Here is a 17,864-nt window from a genome sequence, read left to right as displayed (position 1 = left end):
ACTTTAAGTGGGCAGAGCCTAAATGGCTTTGCTTTAATAGGTGATGCTGTGAGTTATTTTTAAGCATGAGTGTTGTTTAATTGTTGGTATGGGTTGTGCGTTAGTTGCGGTGGCACCATTGTTTGTAACACTAGATTTTGATTAATGAACTTTCTATTTTTTATGACGCCCTTTTTTGATGATTGTTCAATGCAGGGCGGATAAATTTTATTATTTATCGTAATTAGTCATAACTCGTTAGTGAATCACATTAATTGATAATGCTGCATGTTATTTTTGCATTAAATAATCAAAGGGGGATTGATCCCTCTTTTATAAAGTAAGTCTGTGATGGAGCTAGGGTGTTGAACATAAAGAAAAAGTTTTATAAAAATATCGGATTCCAAGTCGTTGTAGCCATGGTCTTGGGAGCGATAGTGGGTATGGTGATGGGGCACGATGCCTCCATCTTTGCTCCGTTAGGTACGTTTTTCATTCACTTAATTAAAATGTTGGTGATCCCGTTAGTTGCTGTATCGATTATCGCTGGTGCTGCGAGTCTAGGCGCCGGTCCATCGGCGGGTAAAGTGGGTATTGGCACCATCGCTTTCTTCATGGCGACATCAGCATTGGCTGTAACCTTGGCACTGGTGATGGGAGAATTCTTCCAGCCAGGTGTTGGCATGGACTTTTCACAGCATACAGCGGGTCTGGCTGCGGTAACCGCTGAGCAGGGCGCACTTCCTGGTGTGGCCGATACCATTATCGGTATGGTTCCAACTAACGTGTTCGAGGCGTTAACAGGCGGCAACATTCTGCAAATTTTGGTGTTCTGTATTTTCTTTGGTATCGCACTGACTAAAGTTAATCAAGACGCCGCTAAGCCGATTACTTCTGCACTTAATACTATTGTTGAAGCCTTTATTTGGATGATTAACATCGTGATGTTGATTGCGCCAATCGGTGTATTTGGCTTGATGGCTGACTCTGTCGGTACCTTCGGCTTCCAATCATTGACAGTGGTACTGAACCTGTTTGTGGTTTATGTTGCAGCTATCTTAATCTACGGCTTTATCTTCTTCCCATTGATGGTGAAGTTCTTCTCTAACGTTCCGGTTGGCAAGTTCCTATCGGCAATGAAGAAGCCGCAAGCATTGGCGATGTCTACTGCTTCATCTATGGCTGCGTTGCCTGTGAACATCGAAGTGTGTGAGAAAGAGCTAGGTGTATCTAAGTCGACAGCCGCATTTGTATTGCCTTTAGGTGCCACCATTAACATGAGTGGTAACGCGATCTATTACGGTCTAGTTGCAGTATTCTTTGCTCAGATGTTCAATGTAGAGTTAGGTCTTGCCGCTTACGTTGCGATTATCTTTACTTCGACACTAGGTGCAATTGGTCAGGCGGGTGTACCGGGTCCATCATTCCTAGTGATTGCTGTATTAGTTGCTGCGGGTATTCCAATTGAAGGCTTACCACTACTGTTCGCTCTTGACCGTGTGTTTGACATGATCAGAACGACGCTAAACATTACTGGCGATGCGGTTTGTGCTGTGGTTATCGATAAGTTTAACCCTGAAACAGAGATCCCAGCAGTGGCGGCACAGGCGAATGCTAATAGCTAAGCCTATTTAGCTCTCGCAAGCTTGTTAACCTGTTAGTTAACAATAGAAAAGCCCTCTTTTTAGAGGGCTTTTGCATTTTTAGAACAAAATGAAACGCTGGCCTTAAAACCTTATCATCTTGCTACGGTTTTTTATCTTGCTTGCCTAACACGCCCTTGAGTAGATCCATTGGGAGGGGGAACAGAATGGTGGAGTTCTTCTCTCCGGCGATTTCGGTAAGGGTTTGCAAATAACGCAGTAAGATGGCATTGGGTTCGGAGGAGAGTTTCTCGGCGGCTTCAACCAATTTCGCAGAGGCTTCCATCTCACCAGAGGCATGGATCACCTTGGCTCGACGAGTACGCTCGGCCTCCGCCTGTCTCGCAATGGCTCTAATCATGGTTTCATTTAGATCCACATGTTTGATCTCGACATTAGATACCTTAATCCCCCAGCCATCGGTACGAGTATCAAGAATGGCTTGAATATCGGTATTGAGCATCTCTCGATTGGCCAACATCTCATCAAGTTCATGTTGACCGAGCACCGAACGTAGGGTGGTTTGTGCCAGTTGTGATGTGGCTTGCAGGTAATCCTCAACATTGATAATCGCTTTTTGAGCATCGATCACCCTAAAGTAGATCACCGCATTGACCCTTACTGAGACGTTATCGCGGCTGATTACATCCTGAGTCGGTACATCCATCACGACAGTACGCAAATCGACTCGTACCATCTGTTGCACTATGGGGATCACTATGATCAACCCCGGCCCCTTTACCCGATAAAAACGGCCTAATAGGAAGATCACACCGCGCTCATACTCTCTTAAGATCTTAAACATGCTGACGAGCAAGGCGACAACCAGGAAGGTTAATACGCCGATAAAGACGCTGCCATTACTGACAATGGGTTCCATATTCAATTCCTTAGCTATTGAGCAATGCTTGATTAGAAATTGGAGGCAGTTCGACCTCCAGCGAAAGATCGTGACGCACAACAACGGTAACTTGCTGGTCTTTTTGAAGCGCTGAGCGTGAGTTGGCCGCCCACACCTCACCATGCAGCAGTACAAAGCCTTTATAGGTAGGCTGAATGTCGTTTACATTGCGAGCTTCAAGTACATCCGTCGGTAGTTTTTCTCTTTCTAGCCTATTTTTTTCGAGATCTGACAGGCTAAAGTCATCAACGACCACAGCAGTCTGACCAACGATCTGACCATCGCCACTGACAGCTGGTGACTTTCGGCTACGCCATAGTGTGCCCAGTACCAATAGCGACATGAATGTCACAGCCACCGACACCGCAGCGATGAGAGGCAGTGAAAGGGCAAAGTGATCGGTTTCGGTATCGAGTAAGAACAAGGAGCCGATGGCAAAGGCGGCAATGCCCCCTAAGCCAAATATGCCGAAGCTGGGGGCAAAGGATTCTATAGTGATCAGTGCGATCCCAAGCAGTAACAAGCCTAAGCCCGCATAGCTAATGGGTAGCATCTGAAAAGCATAGAGGGCAATGAGTAAGCTAATGGCTCCTGTCACGCCAGCGACGCCGATCCCCGGGCTATAGAATTCGAGCAAGATACCGTAGATCCCGATTAGCATCAGAATATAAGCTACATTGGGATTAGTGATTGTGGAGATGATACGGTTACGCCAGTCGGGCTTTAAGTAATGTAGCTCGGCGTTATCTAATGCCAGCGTGTGCTGCTGATGATTAATTTCCACCTGCCAACCTGTTAGCTCAGCCACCAACCTTGGGGCATCGGGACTGATGAGATTGATGACATTTTTCTCAAGGGCCTCTTTTGCTGTCAGTGTTGCCGCTTCTTTTACCGCGAGCTCGGCCCACTGCTCGTTACGGCCGCGAAGCTGAGCTAATGCTCTTATATAAGCGATAGCATCGTTGAGCACTTTCTTTTCCATAGCGCTAGGGCTGGCTGGGGTTGTTTTTTCTTCATCCTGTGGATCTTTCTTAGGCGCAGGCGTTGGTGCGCTACCAGGGCCAATACTGACAGGGGTTGCCGCGCCTAAGGTGGTGGCATCGGCCATAGCGGCGATATGGCAGGCATACAGAATATAGGTACCGGCGCTCGCCGCTCTGGCACCTGGTGGCGCGACTAAACAGGCTATAGGCACAGAGGAGTTTAGAATCGTTTGGTTGATATCTCTTAGACTGGAGACTAGGCCTCCTGGGGTATCCATCACGATAACGATCAGCTCGACATCGCCATTTCCGAGTGCTGCGCTTGCGTTCGCTTGTTCAATTCCCTGAGTGAGGTACTCACTGGTTGCCGGGCCGATGGCGCCTTCAAACTCGAGAACTAAGACTTGTGGTCTTGAGTTTAAGCTCTGATCTTGTGCTGTGTCGGCGTAACTGCTGGCACAATAAAATGATAGTTGCAGAAAAATTGCAACCAGTAGCAGTGACATAAAGGCGGGCAATCTGTGTGACAGCAAAATGAGTATCCAATATTCAGCCTTATGGATAAGTTTAGTGCAGCTTGGCAATTTTGGCGCAGTCGATGGCTAATGAATGACACGATAGCTTTCGATTAATGCTGAGCACGAGGTCGAGGGGTAAAGAACCGAGAATTGAAGTTAGCTGAGTTGCTTAAAGTCACTATGGTCGTAGTGAGCAAGATGAGAAAAACTCGTGATAATCTCTGGAACTGAAAGCGAGTCACGTTAGTGTTATTTTTGTTGTGTAATTTTACTGTGAAAACAGGGGGCTCGCTAATCAAAACGAGTGCGTCATCAAATGTAAGTTATGAAGCGAACATCTCTATCTTGTTGTTAAAATAAGGTTTTTATTAAATTTGGTTTGTAATGCAGCTGTTGTTAACCCAGTTGGCCGTTTATTGTGTTATTTACGTATTAAAACTACATAAGTAATCTTGTAAGGTGAAGGTTTTGAAGGTCTGTCACGAAATGTAGTCGGGGAATGGTGTTTTTCGTAGGTAACTTACAAGTTTGACCCTAAAGTGTGAAGTCTAACTTGGAATATTAGTTAACAAACATCTACTATTGTACATCCAATTTTTTAACGGTTGATTTTAGTGATGGCAGGTTACTCAAACCAAGTTATAACGATAAAAAAGGGCTTAGATGTGCCCATAGCCGGTGAACCTTCGCAAGTTATCCATGATGGCCCTAAGGCATCTCATGTCGCTTTGCTCGGTGAAGAATATGTCGGCTTGAAACCCACTATGCTTGTCGAGGTCGGGGATAGCGTTCAAAAGGGCCAGGCTCTTTTTGAAGATAAAAAAAATACCGGTGTCATTTATACCGCGCCCGCAAGTGGTAAGGTCATCGCCATTAATCGTGGTGAACGCAGACTTTTTCAATCCATCGTTATTGAATGTGATGATACTGAGGCTAAAAACTTTACAGCATGTGAAGATATTGGCTCTCTAAGTCGTCAAGCCGTACAAGATAAACTCGTTGAAAGTGGTTTGTGGACCGCACTACGTACTCGCCCTTTCTCCAAAGCTCCTCAATTAGATAGCAGCCCTGCCGGTATTTTTGTTAGCGCAATGGACTCAAACCCATTGGCCGCAGAGCCTAGACTCGTTATTGCTGAGCAGACTGAAGCCTTTGCGGCGGGGTTACAGGTATTGAGTCAGCTGACTGATGGAAAGGTACACCTATGCCAAGAGCAAGGTGAACCATTGCCGGGTCATGACCTACCCAAAGTCAGCAATCACTACTTTGCTGGTGTCCATCCTGCGGGTATCGTTGGCACCCATATTCATTTCGTCTTGCCTGCCAGCCTTGAGCGTCCAGTGTGGCACCTTGGCTATCAAGACGTTATTGCCTACGGCAAACTGTTTTTAACGGGTGAGCTTTATACCGACCGTGTTGTCGCATTAGCTGGTCCTGATGTGATTAATCCGCGCTTACTTCGTATTCAAGCGGGCGCACAGCTATCTGAAGTCATTCGAGGAGAGCTTAAAGAGGGCTTCTCTCGCGTGGTGTCTGGCTCAGTGTTGTCGGGTCATACCGCAATAGGGCCTCATGATTTTCTAGGTCGTTTCCACAACCAAATCAGTGTATTGCAAGAAGATGCTAAGCATCAGCTATTGCCTTGGGTTCGTGGCGGTTCAAAGAAGTTCTCTATTACCCGCGCGGTGACATCTCGCCTCAAGGGGGCCAAGCAGCTATTTGACTTTACCACGCACACTGGTGGTTCGGCTCGTGCCATGATGGCCTTTGGCCAACTAGATCGCGTCATGCCGCTGGATATCTTACCGACCCTGTTGGTGAGAGATTTGGTGGTTCGCGATACAGATGAGGCGCAAGCGCTAGGTGCATTAGAGCTCGATGAAGAAGATTTGGCACTGTGTACATTTGTTTGCCCAGGCAAGTATGACTTCGGTAAAGAGCTGCGTGCTTGTTTAGAGATTATTGAGAGGGAAGGGTAATGAGTCAGCAAGATAAAAAACCTGATATCCAAGAGGATTATTATGCTCCGGGTAACTCGGTTAAGGGCTACTTAAGCTCGCTGCTGATTGCCCACGGTCGCAGCACCCAAGGTAAAGTACATATTCGTGATGCGATCGATGTAAAACGCACCATGACTATAGTGGGGCTATGTCTATTACCCGCTATTTTGTTTGGTATGTACAACATAGGCCTTCAAGCTCAGATTGCAGTTGCATCGGGTTTAGCTACAGCCGATATGTGGCAGCTTATCCCTTTTAATCTGATTTTTGGTGGCATGAGTGAGCAAACTGGTTTTATCGGTTTATTCCTTTACGGACTGAGCTTCTATGCGCCTATTTACCTAACGGCATTGGCTGTCAGCCTGTTTTGGGAGATGGTGTTCGCCAAGGTTCGCGGCCAAGAGTTACACGAAGGTTTCTTCGTTACCGCGTTACTGTTTACCTTGATTTTACCTGTCTCGACGCCGCTTTGGTTGGTCGCCATGGGGATCACCTTTGGTGTGATCATGGCAAAAGAGGTCTTCGGTGGCATGGGCTACAACTTCTTAAACCCAGCGCTTGCAGGTTTAGCCTTTATCTATTTCGCCTACCCATCACAAGTGACCGCTGTGAGTCAGCTCGTCGCTGTCGATGGTTTCTCTGGTGCAACGACCTTGATGCAAACCGCAGCAGGTAAGGTGAGCTTTGCCGATTATGCTTGGTTTAATGCCTTTAGTGACCCTAACTGGTGGAACGCCTTCTTTGGTTTTACTGCCGGTGCAATTGGTGAAACCAGTACCTTAGCACTGTTACTTGGCGGTAGTTTCCTTATCCTGACTCGTTTGGCTGATTGGCGAATCGTAGCGGGCGTGATGCTGGGTATGATCGTAACAGCGACCATGTTCAACCTTATCGGCTCAAGCAAGAATGAATTGTTTGCAATGCCGTGGACTTGGCATCTCGTCACCGGTGGTTTTGCTATCGGTATGATGTTTATGGCCACCGATCCTGTAACTACCTCTTATACCCGTAAAGGTAAGCTTGCGTACGGATTATTGATTGGTTTTATGACAGTACTTATTCGTGTGGTGAACCCAAAAATGCCTGAAGGCATTATGCTCGCCATCTTATTTGCCAACCTGTGGGCTCCTATCTTCGATTACTTGGTCGCCAAGGCCAATATCAAGCGGAGACTTAAGCGCCATGGATAATAGAACTCATTCGATGCAAAGCGGCTGCGCGTCATTATTGGCGATGCCGATGATGTTAATTGCCAATATTTGGGAAGCGATATTTGAATATGTCATCTATCGGACACCAAAGAGTGCGAATCCTCAGGTCAATACGGAGAATAAAGCGTAATGGCATTTAAGAAAGATTCTTTTATGGGCACCATGATTTTTACCGTGACCCTATGTTTGCTGTGTTCATTTATGATCACGGGCACAGCAGAAGTGCTTAAAGAGCGCAAGTTAGTGAAGAAGCGCGATGAGCTGATGCGTAATGTTCTGCTTGCGGCAGACATTGATATCAGCGGTGATAAAGATTTCAGAGCGCTGTTTGCAAAAGACGTTAAGCCACAACTGGTCTCGCTAGATACCGGTGAGGTGGATTCGAGCGCCAATGTGATGGATTTCGATCCTCGCATGGCAGCGATCAATCCTGAAACGTCTAGCAAGCCGAAAAAAGACACCGCAAAAATTAAATCCCGTGCCGATCAGGTGCGCGTATTTAAGGTGTTCGATGATAGCGGCAAGCTGAGCAGTGTTGTTGTGCCAATTTATGGTAAAGGTTTATGGTCGATGATCTACGGCTTTGTAGCACTTAAGCCTGATCTTAATACCATCGAAAATATTGTGATTTATGAGCACGGTGAGACACCGGGGATCGGGGACTTCCTGAACGATCCTGAGTGGACATCTCAATGGCATAACAAACAGATCTTCGATGAGAAGGGCAAAGTGGCCTTTAAAGTCGTTAAAGGCGGCGCTAAAGAGGGCGATGTGCACGGTGTTGACGCTGTGAGTGGCGCCACTATGACCGGACGCGGCTTACAGCGAGCCGTACAGTTCTGGTTCGGTAATGAAGGGTTTGAAACCTTCTTCCAAAAATTAAAAGCGTCGGAGGTATAAAGGATGAGTACTCAAACTATTTCGACTAAAGACATATTAACTGGACCTATTTTTAGCAACAACCCTGTCGCTATGCAGGTGCTAGGTGTCTGTTCGGCGTTAGCCGTGAGTAACTCGATGCAGACAGCGTTAGTGATGACGCTGGCGGTAACCTTTGTATTGGTGTTCTCAAACCTGATTATCTCGACCATTCGCTCACTCATTCCAAACAGTGTGCGTATTATCGCCCAGATGACAGTGATTGCATCACTGGTTATCGTGGTCGATATGGTGTTGCAAGATGTTGCCTATGAGCTATCGCGTCAGCTATCGGTATTCGTTGGCTTGATCATCACCAACTGTATCATCATGGGCCGTGCTGAAGCGTTTGCCATGAAGAATCCACCTCACTTAGCGGTTGTAGACGCCGTGGGTAATGCTATGGGTTATGGCGTGATTTTACTGGGTGTGGCTTTTGTTCGTGAACTGCTAGGCAGTGGCACCTTGTTTGGTCATGAGATCTTAAAAACTGTAGAGAATGGCGGCTGGTATCTTGCGAACGAGATGTTCAAGTTGCCACCGAGCGCATTCTTCCTTATTGGCCTAATGATCTGGTCAATCAACGTCATTCAACGTAAGCGAGGCTAAGGGTCAATATGGAACATTATATTAATCTGTTTATTCAAGCCGCGTTTATCGACAACATGGCGCTGACCTTCTTTATGGGTATGTGTACCTTCTTAGCTGTATCGAAAAAGGTCTCAACCTCATTCGGTCTTGGTATCGCGGTTATTGTCGTGATGACCATCGCAGTACCAGTTAACCAGCTGATCTATGCCAATGTATTAGCGCCAGGCGCGCTTGCTTGGGCGGGTTACCCAGCGCTGGATTTAAGCTATCTGCAGCTTATTACCTTTATCGGTGTGATTGCGGCTTTGGTGCAGATCTTGGAGATGTTCTTAGATAAGTACATCCCAGCTCTGTATGACTCGCTAGGTATCTTCTTGCCGCTATTGACCGTGAACTGCGCGATTTTCGCCGGCGTGATTTTTATGGCAAACCGTGATTACACCCTCGCTGAGTCGACGGTATTTGCCTTAGGTTCAGGCTTTGGTTGGGCAATGGCGATTGTAATGCTAGCTGGTCTGCGAGAGCGCATGAAGTTTCATGCTATCCCAGAAGGGTTGCAGGGCATAGGCATTGTGTTTATTACGACGGGCTTGATGGCATTAGGCTTTATGGCTTTCTCCGGAATTTCTATTTAACGGTGTTTTGAGTGTTAAAACTCCTTTAATGAAAACGAATTAAACAAAAGGTAGATTCGATGGAAATGGCAATTGGTATCGGTATGTTCACCTTAGTGGTGAGTATATTGGTAATGGTGATTTTATTCGCCAAGAGCAAATTGGTCTCTACAGGTGACGTCAACATTCGCATTAATGATGATGTAGAGAAAAGTATTTCGACACAGGCCGGAGACAAGTTGCTGGGCGCACTTGCTGGCAAGAATATCTTTATCCCATCTGCTTGTGGCGGTGGTGGTACCTGCGGTCAGTGCCGAGTAAAGGTTAAATCTGGCGGCGGTGAAATTTTGCCAACAGAGCGTGACCATATCACTAAGAAAGAAGCGAAAGAGGGTTGTCGCCTAGCTTGTCAGGTATCGGTGAAAACCGATATGGAGCTAGAGGTTGAAGAGGAGATCTTCGGCGTTAAGAAGTGGCAATGTGAGGTGATCTCAAATGATAACCAAGCAACCTTTATTAAAGAGCTACTGCTTAAACTGCCTGAAGGCGAGGATGTACTCTTTAAAGCGGGTGGCTATATTCAGATTGAAGCCCCTGCCCATGAAGTGAAATACGCCGATTTCGATATTCCTGCCGAATATCGTGATGATTGGGAAAAGTACGATCTGTTCAAGCTAGTTTCAAAAGTCGATGAAGATGTGCTGCGTGCCTACTCAATGGCAAACTACCCAGACGAGAAAGGCCGCATCATGCTTAACGTGCGTATCGCTACGCCACCAAGTGATAATGTGCCGCCGGGTAAGATGTCATCGTACATCTTTAACCTGAAAGCGGGGGATAAGGTGACTATCTCTGGCCCATTTGGTGAGTTTTTCGTTAAAGAAACTGACGCTGAAATGGTGTTTATTGGTGGTGGTGCAGGTATGGCGCCGATGCGATCGCATATCTTCAACCAGCTTAAGAGTGTGAAGACCAAGCGTAAGATGAGCTTCTGGTACGGTGCGCGCTCAACCCGTGAAGTCTTCTATCAAGATGATTTTGATACCCTAGCGGCAGAGAACGACAACTTCGTTTGGCATGTGGCGTTGTCAGATCCACTACCAGAAGATAACTGGACGGGTTACACAGGTTTTATTCATAACGTGCTGTTTGAAAATTACCTTAAAAATCACAAAGCGCCTGAAGATTGTGAATTTTACATGTGTGGACCTCCGATCATGAACTCATCGGTAATCACCATGTTAGAAAGCCTAGGCGTGGAGCCTGAGAACATTCTACTTGATGACTTCGGTGACTAGTTCTAAGTAGTGTTGTTTGAACCGATCTGAAAGGTGAAGTTGAAGTCGTGAACTAGGATTAAACTAAAAAAACGCAGCCTAATGGCTGCGTTTTTTTATGCTTAGAAGCCTAATCCATGTTTTAATTAAGCCGATATAAAAACAAAGACTTGTAAGAGCCGTTATTGTGGCGATGCATTGGGGAGTTTAATTAATGCCTATGGCTGAATTATCGATTGTCGCACTTATTGCCGTGGTTGTGGTGGTGAGCTATCTGTCTATCTACCCCAAAGTAGCTGGTAGCGATATTACACGCTTGCTTTGGTGTGATATTGCCATCTCTGCATTTGTATTAACGCTGGTAGGGGGTAAATATTGGGGCTCTGGCGAAGCGTTTAGCTTGTTGCTACTGGATGTTAATTGGTTCTGGTTTACCTTGATTGTGTATCTGATTATGGAAGTGCCCATGGCGATGTGGTACGCCAAAAAGCACAATATCGCCAAGGAGAATATGGACGAGTAAGCAGCAAGCCCTGCGTATGGGTAAACGACAATGGTATTTAATGAAAGTTTGCTTTATCTGCATTGAGATAGCTAAAGCGTGATCCTGACATCAAACTCAAAATATACTCGCCTCTGTGTTAATTAGACTGCTACTTTAATTGAATTTGCTGATTATAATCGGCCTCAGTTTTTGACTCGCTGAGAATATCAATTAAATGTCTAGACCCTCTTTAATGCTACCCGCATTAGCTTTATCCCTTAGTCTGTGTGGCACCCAAGTTTTCGCTTCAATTGATGGTATGAAGCCTAAGCCAGTTGATGGTGCTCCGTTAGGCTATATCATTCATAACCCTTATGAAAACGCGCCGCTAACCGCCTTGGTGACCCTAGCGGGTCATACTATTTCGGGTGTTGAAGTCACCGTACATGCTAATGATGAAGATGGTGTGAGTCTGACTTATCAAGTCGATGATATGCGGGTGATGGATGAAGGCGGTGTGCCCATTTTTGGTCTCTATCCTGCATTTATGAACCGCTTTACCATTAACTGGACTGAAAATGGCGAGCGTAAATCTCACGATTACAAGATGCTGACCCCCGATATCGACATGGGCTTTTCTGAGAGTCAATGGGCTAAGGCACCTCTGGTTGAAGTTGAACATGTCGATGCCGACTTTAAAGACAGATTGTACTTTGTAAACTGGACCAATGCCGACGGTAAAGCCGCGCCGTTGATGCACAACAATGTTGATGCGCCTGGGGCATTTTCTTGGGACGGTAAACCTGGGTTCTTCATTATCGATACAGCGGGTGATATTCGCTGGTATATGAATCCCTATACCACTCATGACGCGAAAAGCTATGACAATGCCGGCTATGCCATGGGCATGAACGTCACTAAAGACGGCAACATGGTGTGGGTACAAGGCCAAGGCTGGAAGAAGATGTCGATCATGGGGCGGATGATCTCTGAGCACAACTTACCGGGTAACTTTATCGATGCCTCACACGAAGGTATTGAGGGCGCTAATGGTAACGTGTTTATCCGCGCTGCCGCTAAAGACTACCGCACCGCCGATGGCCGTTTGGTCAACACTGTGCGTGACCAAATTATCGAGGTGGATAATACCGGTAAGTTGGTGGATTACTGGGATCTCAACACCATCTTAGATCCAATGCGTGACGCGGCGCTGTTATCTCTGGATGCGGGCGCGGTATGTCTAAACATCAACCTTGACGATGCGGGTCATCAAACCACAGAGGAAGACTTGGCCAAGGCGCCGTATGGTGACATTCACGGCGTGGCAACTGGTCGTAACTGGGCCCATGTTAATTCGATTGAGTACGATCCAAGTGACGACAGCATTATCATCAGCTCGCGCCATCAGTCGGCGGTGATTAAGATAGGTCGTGATAAGCAAGTTAAGTGGATCTTAAGTGCCAGCAAAGGCTGGAGCGAGAAGTTCCAAGACAAGTTGCTTAAACCTATTACGGAAGACGGTGAGCCGATCTGGTGTAATGAGAAGGGCGCATGTCAGGATAAAGACTTTGACTTTAGCTGGACATCACACACCGCCTATTTAGTCCCAGAGAAGGGCACATTGACCGTATTTGATAACGGCGATGGCCGCGATTTAGGCCAGCCTATGTTTGCTACCGAAAAGTACTCGCGCTCAGTAGAGTATAAAATCGATGAGCAAAACATGACGGTTCAGCAGGTGTGGGAATACGGTAAAGATGAGCTTGGCTATGAAGGCTACTCACCAGTGACCTCTATCGTAAAATACCAAGCCGATAAAGACAGCATGATGAGCTACTTCGCCTCAGCAGGCCTGTTTGGTTTGGGAGGCGGTTACGGCAACCTGAAGATGGATGACACCACTGGTAAGGTGCAATCTATCTTAGTTGAGCACCGATATGGCGAAACAAAGCCTGCGGTGCGCATCAATATCGATAGTCATGATATGTTTGCCACGGGTTATCGCGCGCAGGTCATTCGCGTCAACGAGATGCTGAAATAATAGTGAGGTGCTCACGTAATCGGATAATGAGTAAACGATTATTGAGCTGAGTTCTTAAACAAAAATAGCGCCATCAAGGCGCTATTTTTATATCTGCAACACTATTTTATTAGCGAGCCGTCGCCGCTTTCATATTGCGGGTAAATTCACCGAGAGCGCTTAACAAGCCGGACTCGTTATCTTTATTGGCTTCGATAATTTTAACCACTGCAGAACCAGAGATGGCGCCAGCAGCGCCCGCATCGATAGCGGCTTTGACTTGACTAGGCTCGGCAATACCAAAACCGAGTAGCGGCGGCGCGCCATTAAACTCTTTTAGACGAGTGAGAATGTCATCGATTGGCATACCTGCCTTCGATTCAGTTCCGGTAACTCCCGCGCGTGATAGCAGGTAAGTGTAGCCTTCACCTTTTTCACTCACCTGCTTGAGCGTGTCGCTGTCGGCATTAGGCGGCGCGATAAAGATTGGGCATACGCCGTGGGCTTTGGCTGACTCGATAAAGGGCGCGGCTTCTTCGACTGGCACATCGGCAATCAATACAGAATCCACACCAGCAGCTTGGCATTTTGCATAAAAGGTATCTATGCCATTAGCGTAAACTAAGTTTGCATATAAAAGCAGGCCGATAGGCAGGTCAGGGTATTTCGCGCGGATGGTGCCTAACATTTCGAAGCACTGGCTTGGCGTTGTGCCTGCGGCTAAGGCGCGCAGGTTAGCCCCCTGAATAACAGGACCATCGGCTAATGGGTCTGAAAATGGGAAGCCAAGCTCTAGGGCATCGGCACCGTTCTCCACTAAGGTATCTACTATCTTAAGTGATAGCTCAGGTGATGGGTCGCCTAAGGTGACGAATGGTACAAATGCGCCTTGGTTTTTCTCATTTAGGGCGGCAAAGGCTGCCTGATAACGTTGACTCATTGCCACTCTCCTAGCTGTTCTGGTTTTGATTTTCAAGAATGTCTGCAACGGTGAAGATATCTTTGTCACCGCGGCCGGACAGGTTGACCACTAATAGGGTCTCTTTAGTCGCTTCTTTGGCAAGTTTCACCGCATAAGCCAGTGCGTGAGCCGACTCAAGGGCTGGAATAATCCCCTCTGATCGCGCTAGCAGCTGGAAGGCTTCGAGTGCTTCATCATCGGTTGCTGACTCGTAAGTCGCGCGGCCAATCGCTGCAAGGTGAGCGTGCTGCGGACCAACCGATGGAAAATCAAGACCTGCCGATACCGAGTACGACTCCTCAATTTGCCCTTCACTGTCTTGCATCAATGGCGCTTTCATACCAAAGAAAATCCCGGTTTTGCCGTGCTTAAGTGGCGCGCCGTGCATTGGCGTATCTATGCCTTTACCCGCAGGCTCGACACCAATCAGCGCCACCTCTTCTTCATCGATAAAGTCGGCAAACATACCGATGGCATTGGAGCCACCGCCGACACAGGCGATAACGGCATCCGGCAGACGACCTTCGCGCTCAAGAATTTGGCTCTTGGTTTCTGCGCCAATCATACGCTGAAACTCACGCACAATCGTTGGGAATGGGTGTGGCCCAGCGGCAGTACCGAGTAGATAGTGAGCCTTATCGTAGCTGCCAGACCAGTCGCGCATCGCTTCGTTGCAGGCATCTTTTAGGGTGGCAGAGCCTGAGGTCACAGGGATCACTTCCGCGCCCATCAGCTTCATTCTAAATACGTTCGGTGATTGACGCTCAACATCCTTTGCGCCCATATACACCTTACACTTAAGACCCAGTAGGGCACAGGCTAGAGCCGTTGCCACGCCGTGTTGTCCCGCGCCTGTCTCGGCGATGATCTCTTTTTTCCCCATGCGCTTGGCGAGCAACGCCTGACCTAATACCTGGTTGGTCTTGTGGGCACCACCATGAAGTAGATCTTCACGCTTTAGGTAGATTTTGGCTAACGGGTTAGGGCTTAAGTTACGGGTCAGCGTTAGTGCTGTTGGGCGACCCGCGTAGTTCTTTAATAGCTCGGTGAACTCTTTCTGGAAGCTTTCATCTTCTTGGGCTTCGATGAAGGCGGTTTCTAACTGCTTCAGGGCTGGCATTAAAATTTGTGGTACGTACATGCCGCCATATTCCCCAAAGTAGGGATTTAACTTGCTCATAATCTTGTCCTGTCTCTTTTCAATTTGTGGCCACAGGCGGGTTCAGCATGTGGCGATATTCTTGTTTAGCTTGTTGTACTAATATTATCTAGCTTAGTACTGACGCATTTGGGTAAACGCTGCTGATATTTTGTTAACATCTTTTATGCCAGGGCTTTGCTCAAGGCCAGAGTTAAAGTCTAAGCCGTAAAAACCTTGGGCTGCGGCTTGCACTGCATTATCTGGGCTTAAGCCGCCAGCGAGTAGCGCGGCGTCTCGGTTTGGCAGTGCCTTTTGCCAATCAAAGGTTTGGCCTGTACCACCAAATTGACCGTCTGACTTACTATCAAAAACGATTCGGTCGATACCTTCAGGAATAATTAGCTCGTTGTTACTTTCAACATCGACCGCAACCGCTTTCCATATTTGAGTCCGACAGTCTTGCTCAGTAAAAATTGCCTTTAGCTGGCTCACTTCAAGAGCTGTTTCTTTACCGTGTAACTGCACCGCAAACAGACCTAACTCGATAGCTAAATTTGCGATAACATCGACTGCTTCGTTGACAAACACCCCAACTAGTTTGAGCTTGGTGCCACTTTGATGTAATTGCTCGACTAACTCTTTTGCCTGCTCGGCAGTTACCGCTCGTGGTGACTTTTGGGCAAAAATGAGTCCACCATAGACAGCGCCCGCTTTTGCGACAGCGAGCATGTCTTCGATACGGGTTAGACCGCAAACTTTATTGTGCCCAAAAGTTAGGGTACGGCAGGCTAGGTCGAGATCATCCTCAGCCATTAACGAGCTACCAACTAAGAAACCATCGACTAAGGGCGCCAAACGGCGAACCTGCGCTTGGTTATAGATCCCAGACTCGCTGATCACCACTGTGTCGGCAGGAATATGCGGCGCAAGTGCTTCTGTGGTTGCAAGATCGGTAGATAAGTCGCGTAGGTTGCGGTTATTGATACCTATTATCTTGGCATTAAGCTCAATGGCGCGAGTCAGCTCGGCTTCGTTGCTGACCTCAGTCAAGATATCGAGGTGATACTTAGCGGCTTCGGTTGCTAAGGCTTGATAACGGGTGTCATCCAGTACCGATAGCATCAATAAGATGGCATCGGCTCCTTGGTGAGCGGCAAGTTTGACCTGATACTCATCAACGAAAAAGTCTTTGCACAAGATTGGCTGAGTAACACGAGCACGCACTCGTGGAATATAGTCCATGTCCCCTTGAAAGAACTGCTCATCGGTTAATACCGAGACGCCTGCGGCGTAGCGGTTATAGACATCGGCAATAGCATCGACATCAAACACGTCACGAATTAAGCCTTTAGATGGGCTGGCTTTTTTACACTCTAAAATAAACCCGGCATTTGGGGCTTTTAGGGCATCAAATAAACTTCTGTCAGACACTTTAGGGCTAAGATTTTCCTCAGGAAAGCGTAGCTTAAGTGACGCAATGTGGGCCGCTTTAGTATCAACAATTTTAGTTAATACGTTGCTTTCTTTGGCTACTCTTGTTTCTCGTAGATCCGTGCTCACATTATGCTCCTTTTTCAGCTTGGCTAGCGTTAGCAAGCTGAGTCAATAATTCGTAGGCTTTACCGCTCTGTATCGTCTCTAATGCTAAGGCTGTGCCTGATTTTATGTCATCACAAATACCAGCAACATAGAGGGCGCAGCCTGCATTAATGGCGACAGCATTCATATGGGCGCTTTGACCTGTGCCCTTAAGGATGGCGCGGGTATACTCTGCATTTTCTTCAGGGGCGCCGCCTTCCAACTCACTAAGCTCTGCTTTTGGGACACCAAGTATCTCAGGGGTAATACGGTACTCGCTGATCTCTCCCTCTTTTAACTCATGCACTAAGGTATCACCGTGCAGCGCAACTTCATCGAGGCCGCTACCGTGAACCACCATAGCACGCTTAATACCAAGAGCCTTAACCACCTGTGCGATGGGGGCAACAAGCTTGGGGCTATAGACGCCTAGCAGCATAAAGTCAGGGTGGGATGGGTTAATGAGCGGCCCAAGCACATTAAATAGGGTGCGGGTTTTAAGCGCTTGGCGCACAGGCACTGCATGGGCGACACCGCCGTGGTAGTGAGGTGCAAACAGGAAGCACAGCCCTAACTCGTCTAAGCAATCGCGGGCGGTTTCTGGCGGCATGGTTAGGTCGATGCCAAATTGCGCTAGTAAGTCGGAGGAGCCCGATTTGCTCGAGACGCTGCGATTCCCGTGTTTTGCGACATTGGCTCCAGCCGCTGCGGCGACAAACGCTGCAGTGGTTGAGATGTTAATGGTGTTGTGACCATCGCCGCCAGTACCCACGATATCGACGATGCCTTTGTTAGCTGTAGCGCTATTCGGTGCAGGGAAAGCTTTAGCTGCTGCGCGCAGGGCGTCCGCTGCACCAGAGATCTCATCGATAGTTTCGCCGCGCATTTTCATTGCAACCAGCATGCCGGCCATGGTGACTTCATTCATTTCGCCTTGAATGATTTGGCTAAACAGCGATTTAGCCTCAGCTCGGGTTAAGCTCTCGCCCCGATAAAGTGTTTCGATAAGGGCTGCAGTAGGTTTGATTTCTGTTTGAGTCATTAT

General features: G+C 47.5%; 16 protein-coding genes. 10 read left to right on the top strand and 6 right to left on the bottom strand.

Going from position 1 to position 17,864, the window contains the following annotated elements; genetic code table 11:
• The first annotated feature begins 341 nt into the window (after positions 1-341).
• Positions 342-1,604, top strand: coding sequence for a dicarboxylate/amino acid:cation symporter (locus L1D44_RS07410; protein WP_220767739.1), 1,263 nt, complete (start codon positions 342-344; stop codon positions 1,602-1,604).
• A 121-nt stretch (positions 1,605-1,725) separates the two neighbouring features.
• Here L1D44_RS07410 and L1D44_RS07405 read toward each other — a convergent pair whose 3' ends face one another.
• The gene (locus L1D44_RS07405; protein WP_239889547.1) at positions 1,726-2,502 is read right to left on the bottom strand and encodes a slipin family protein; all 777 of its coding nucleotides are present in this window, start codon (positions 2,500-2,502) and stop codon (positions 1,726-1,728) included.
• Between the two features lie 10 nt (positions 2,503-2,512).
• A complete protein-coding gene (locus L1D44_RS07400) occupies positions 2,513-4,039 on the bottom strand; it encodes a nodulation protein NfeD (RefSeq protein ID WP_239889546.1) in 1,527 nt (508 codons plus the stop codon).
• Between the two features lie 602 nt (positions 4,040-4,641).
• Here L1D44_RS07400 and L1D44_RS07395 point away from each other — a divergent pair.
• The 9 genes from L1D44_RS07395 (at position 4,642) to L1D44_RS07355 (ending at position 13,160) form a co-directional block, all read left to right on the top strand.
• Positions 4,642-6,003 carry a Na(+)-translocating NADH-quinone reductase subunit A gene (locus L1D44_RS07395; RefSeq protein ID WP_239889545.1) on the top strand — a complete coding sequence of 454 codons (1,362 nt, stop codon included), beginning with the start codon at positions 4,642-4,644 and terminating at the stop codon, positions 6,001-6,003.
• A complete protein-coding gene (locus tag L1D44_RS07390) occupies positions 6,003-7,214 on the top strand; it encodes an NADH:ubiquinone reductase (Na(+)-transporting) subunit B (protein ID WP_239889544.1) in 1,212 nt (403 codons plus the stop codon). Before L1D44_RS07395 ends, L1D44_RS07390 begins: the two co-directional genes overlap by 1 nt.
• Complete coding sequence (locus tag L1D44_RS07385; RefSeq protein ID WP_239889543.1) at positions 7,207-7,365, top strand: hypothetical protein; 159 nt, start codon at positions 7,207-7,209, stop codon at positions 7,363-7,365. Before L1D44_RS07390 ends, L1D44_RS07385 begins: the two co-directional genes overlap by 8 nt.
• Entirely contained in the window at positions 7,365-8,135 is a 771-nt protein-coding gene (locus L1D44_RS07380) for a Na(+)-translocating NADH-quinone reductase subunit C (protein WP_239889542.1), read from the top strand. Before L1D44_RS07385 ends, L1D44_RS07380 begins: the two co-directional genes overlap by 1 nt.
• A 3-nt stretch (positions 8,136-8,138) precedes the next feature.
• Entirely contained in the window at positions 8,139-8,762 is a 624-nt protein-coding gene (locus L1D44_RS07375; RefSeq protein ID WP_239889541.1) for an NADH:ubiquinone reductase (Na(+)-transporting) subunit D, read from the top strand.
• 8 nt (positions 8,763-8,770) lie between these two features.
• On the top strand, positions 8,771-9,379 hold the full coding sequence (gene nqrE, locus L1D44_RS07370) for an NADH:ubiquinone reductase (Na(+)-transporting) subunit E (protein WP_220767746.1): 609 nt from the start codon (positions 8,771-8,773) through the stop codon (positions 9,377-9,379).
• Between the two features lie 59 nt (positions 9,380-9,438).
• Entirely contained in the window at positions 9,439-10,656 is a 1,218-nt protein-coding gene (nqrF, locus tag L1D44_RS07365) for an NADH:ubiquinone reductase (Na(+)-transporting) subunit F (RefSeq protein ID WP_239889540.1), read from the top strand.
• Between the two features lie 193 nt (positions 10,657-10,849).
• Entirely contained in the window at positions 10,850-11,158 is a 309-nt protein-coding gene (locus L1D44_RS07360; protein ID WP_239889539.1) for a hypothetical protein, read from the top strand.
• Positions 11,159-11,354: 196 nt separating this feature from the next.
• The gene (locus tag L1D44_RS07355) at positions 11,355-13,160 is read left to right on the top strand and encodes an aryl-sulfate sulfotransferase (protein WP_239889538.1); all 1,806 of its coding nucleotides are present in this window, start codon (positions 11,355-11,357) and stop codon (positions 13,158-13,160) included.
• 109 nt (positions 13,161-13,269) lie between these two features.
• Here L1D44_RS07355 and trpA read toward each other — a convergent pair whose 3' ends face one another.
• The 4 genes from trpA to trpD all read right to left on the bottom strand — a co-directional run bounded on the left by trpA (position 13,270) and on the right by trpD (position 17,861).
• On the bottom strand, positions 13,270-14,079 hold the full coding sequence (gene trpA / locus L1D44_RS07350) for a tryptophan synthase subunit alpha (RefSeq protein ID WP_239889537.1): 810 nt from the start codon (positions 14,077-14,079) through the stop codon (positions 13,270-13,272).
• Between the two features lie 10 nt (positions 14,080-14,089).
• Positions 14,090-15,280 carry a tryptophan synthase subunit beta gene (gene trpB, locus L1D44_RS07345; RefSeq protein ID WP_220767752.1) on the bottom strand — a complete coding sequence of 397 codons (1,191 nt, stop codon included), beginning with the start codon at positions 15,278-15,280 and terminating at the stop codon, positions 14,090-14,092.
• A gap of 93 nt (positions 15,281-15,373) precedes the next feature.
• On the bottom strand, positions 15,374-16,801 hold the full coding sequence (trpCF, locus tag L1D44_RS07340; RefSeq protein ID WP_239889536.1) for a bifunctional indole-3-glycerol-phosphate synthase TrpC/phosphoribosylanthranilate isomerase TrpF: 1,428 nt from the start codon (positions 16,799-16,801) through the stop codon (positions 15,374-15,376).
• A gap of 1 nt (position 16,802) precedes the next feature.
• Positions 16,803-17,861, bottom strand: coding sequence for an anthranilate phosphoribosyltransferase (trpD, locus tag L1D44_RS07335; RefSeq protein WP_239889535.1), 1,059 nt, complete (start codon positions 17,859-17,861; stop codon positions 16,803-16,805).
• Positions 17,862-17,864: the final 3 nt, after the last annotated feature.

This window comes from Shewanella sp. Isolate13, assembly GCF_022398325.1.
Classification (GTDB): Bacteria; Pseudomonadota; Gammaproteobacteria; order Enterobacterales; family Shewanellaceae; genus Shewanella.
Note: the sequence above shows the minus strand (reverse complement) of the source record. Positions and strands in the feature narration are given on the sequence as shown.

Excerpts from the sequence above, each read along its gene's own strand:
- L1D44_RS07405 (WP_239889547.1), bottom strand. The coding sequence starts at position 2,502 with ATGGAACCCATTGTCAGTAATGGCAGCGTCTTTATCGGCGTATTAACC.
- L1D44_RS07395 (WP_239889545.1), top strand. The coding sequence starts at position 4,642 with ATGGCAGGTTACTCAAACCAAGTTATAACGATAAAAAAGGGCTTAGAT.
- L1D44_RS07390 (WP_239889544.1), top strand. The coding sequence starts at position 6,003 with ATGAGTCAGCAAGATAAAAAACCTGATATCCAAGAGGATTATTATGCT.
- L1D44_RS07385 (WP_239889543.1), top strand. The coding sequence starts at position 7,207 with ATGGATAATAGAACTCATTCGATGCAAAGCGGCTGCGCGTCATTATTG.
- L1D44_RS07380 (WP_239889542.1), top strand. The coding sequence starts at position 7,365 with ATGGCATTTAAGAAAGATTCTTTTATGGGCACCATGATTTTTACCGTG.
- L1D44_RS07375 (WP_239889541.1), top strand. The coding sequence starts at position 8,139 with ATGAGTACTCAAACTATTTCGACTAAAGACATATTAACTGGACCTATT.
- nqrE (WP_220767746.1), top strand. The coding sequence starts at position 8,771 with ATGGAACATTATATTAATCTGTTTATTCAAGCCGCGTTTATCGACAAC.
- nqrF (WP_239889540.1), top strand. The coding sequence starts at position 9,439 with ATGGAAATGGCAATTGGTATCGGTATGTTCACCTTAGTGGTGAGTATA.
- L1D44_RS07360 (WP_239889539.1), top strand. The coding sequence starts at position 10,850 with ATGCCTATGGCTGAATTATCGATTGTCGCACTTATTGCCGTGGTTGTG.
- L1D44_RS07355 (WP_239889538.1), top strand. The coding sequence starts at position 11,355 with ATGTCTAGACCCTCTTTAATGCTACCCGCATTAGCTTTATCCCTTAGT.
- trpA (WP_239889537.1), bottom strand. The coding sequence starts at position 14,079 with ATGAGTCAACGTTATCAGGCAGCCTTTGCCGCCCTAAATGAGAAAAAC.
- trpB (WP_220767752.1), bottom strand. The coding sequence starts at position 15,280 with ATGAGCAAGTTAAATCCCTACTTTGGGGAATATGGCGGCATGTACGTA.
- trpD (WP_239889535.1), bottom strand. The coding sequence starts at position 17,861 with ATGACTCAAACAGAAATCAAACCTACTGCAGCCCTTATCGAAACACTT.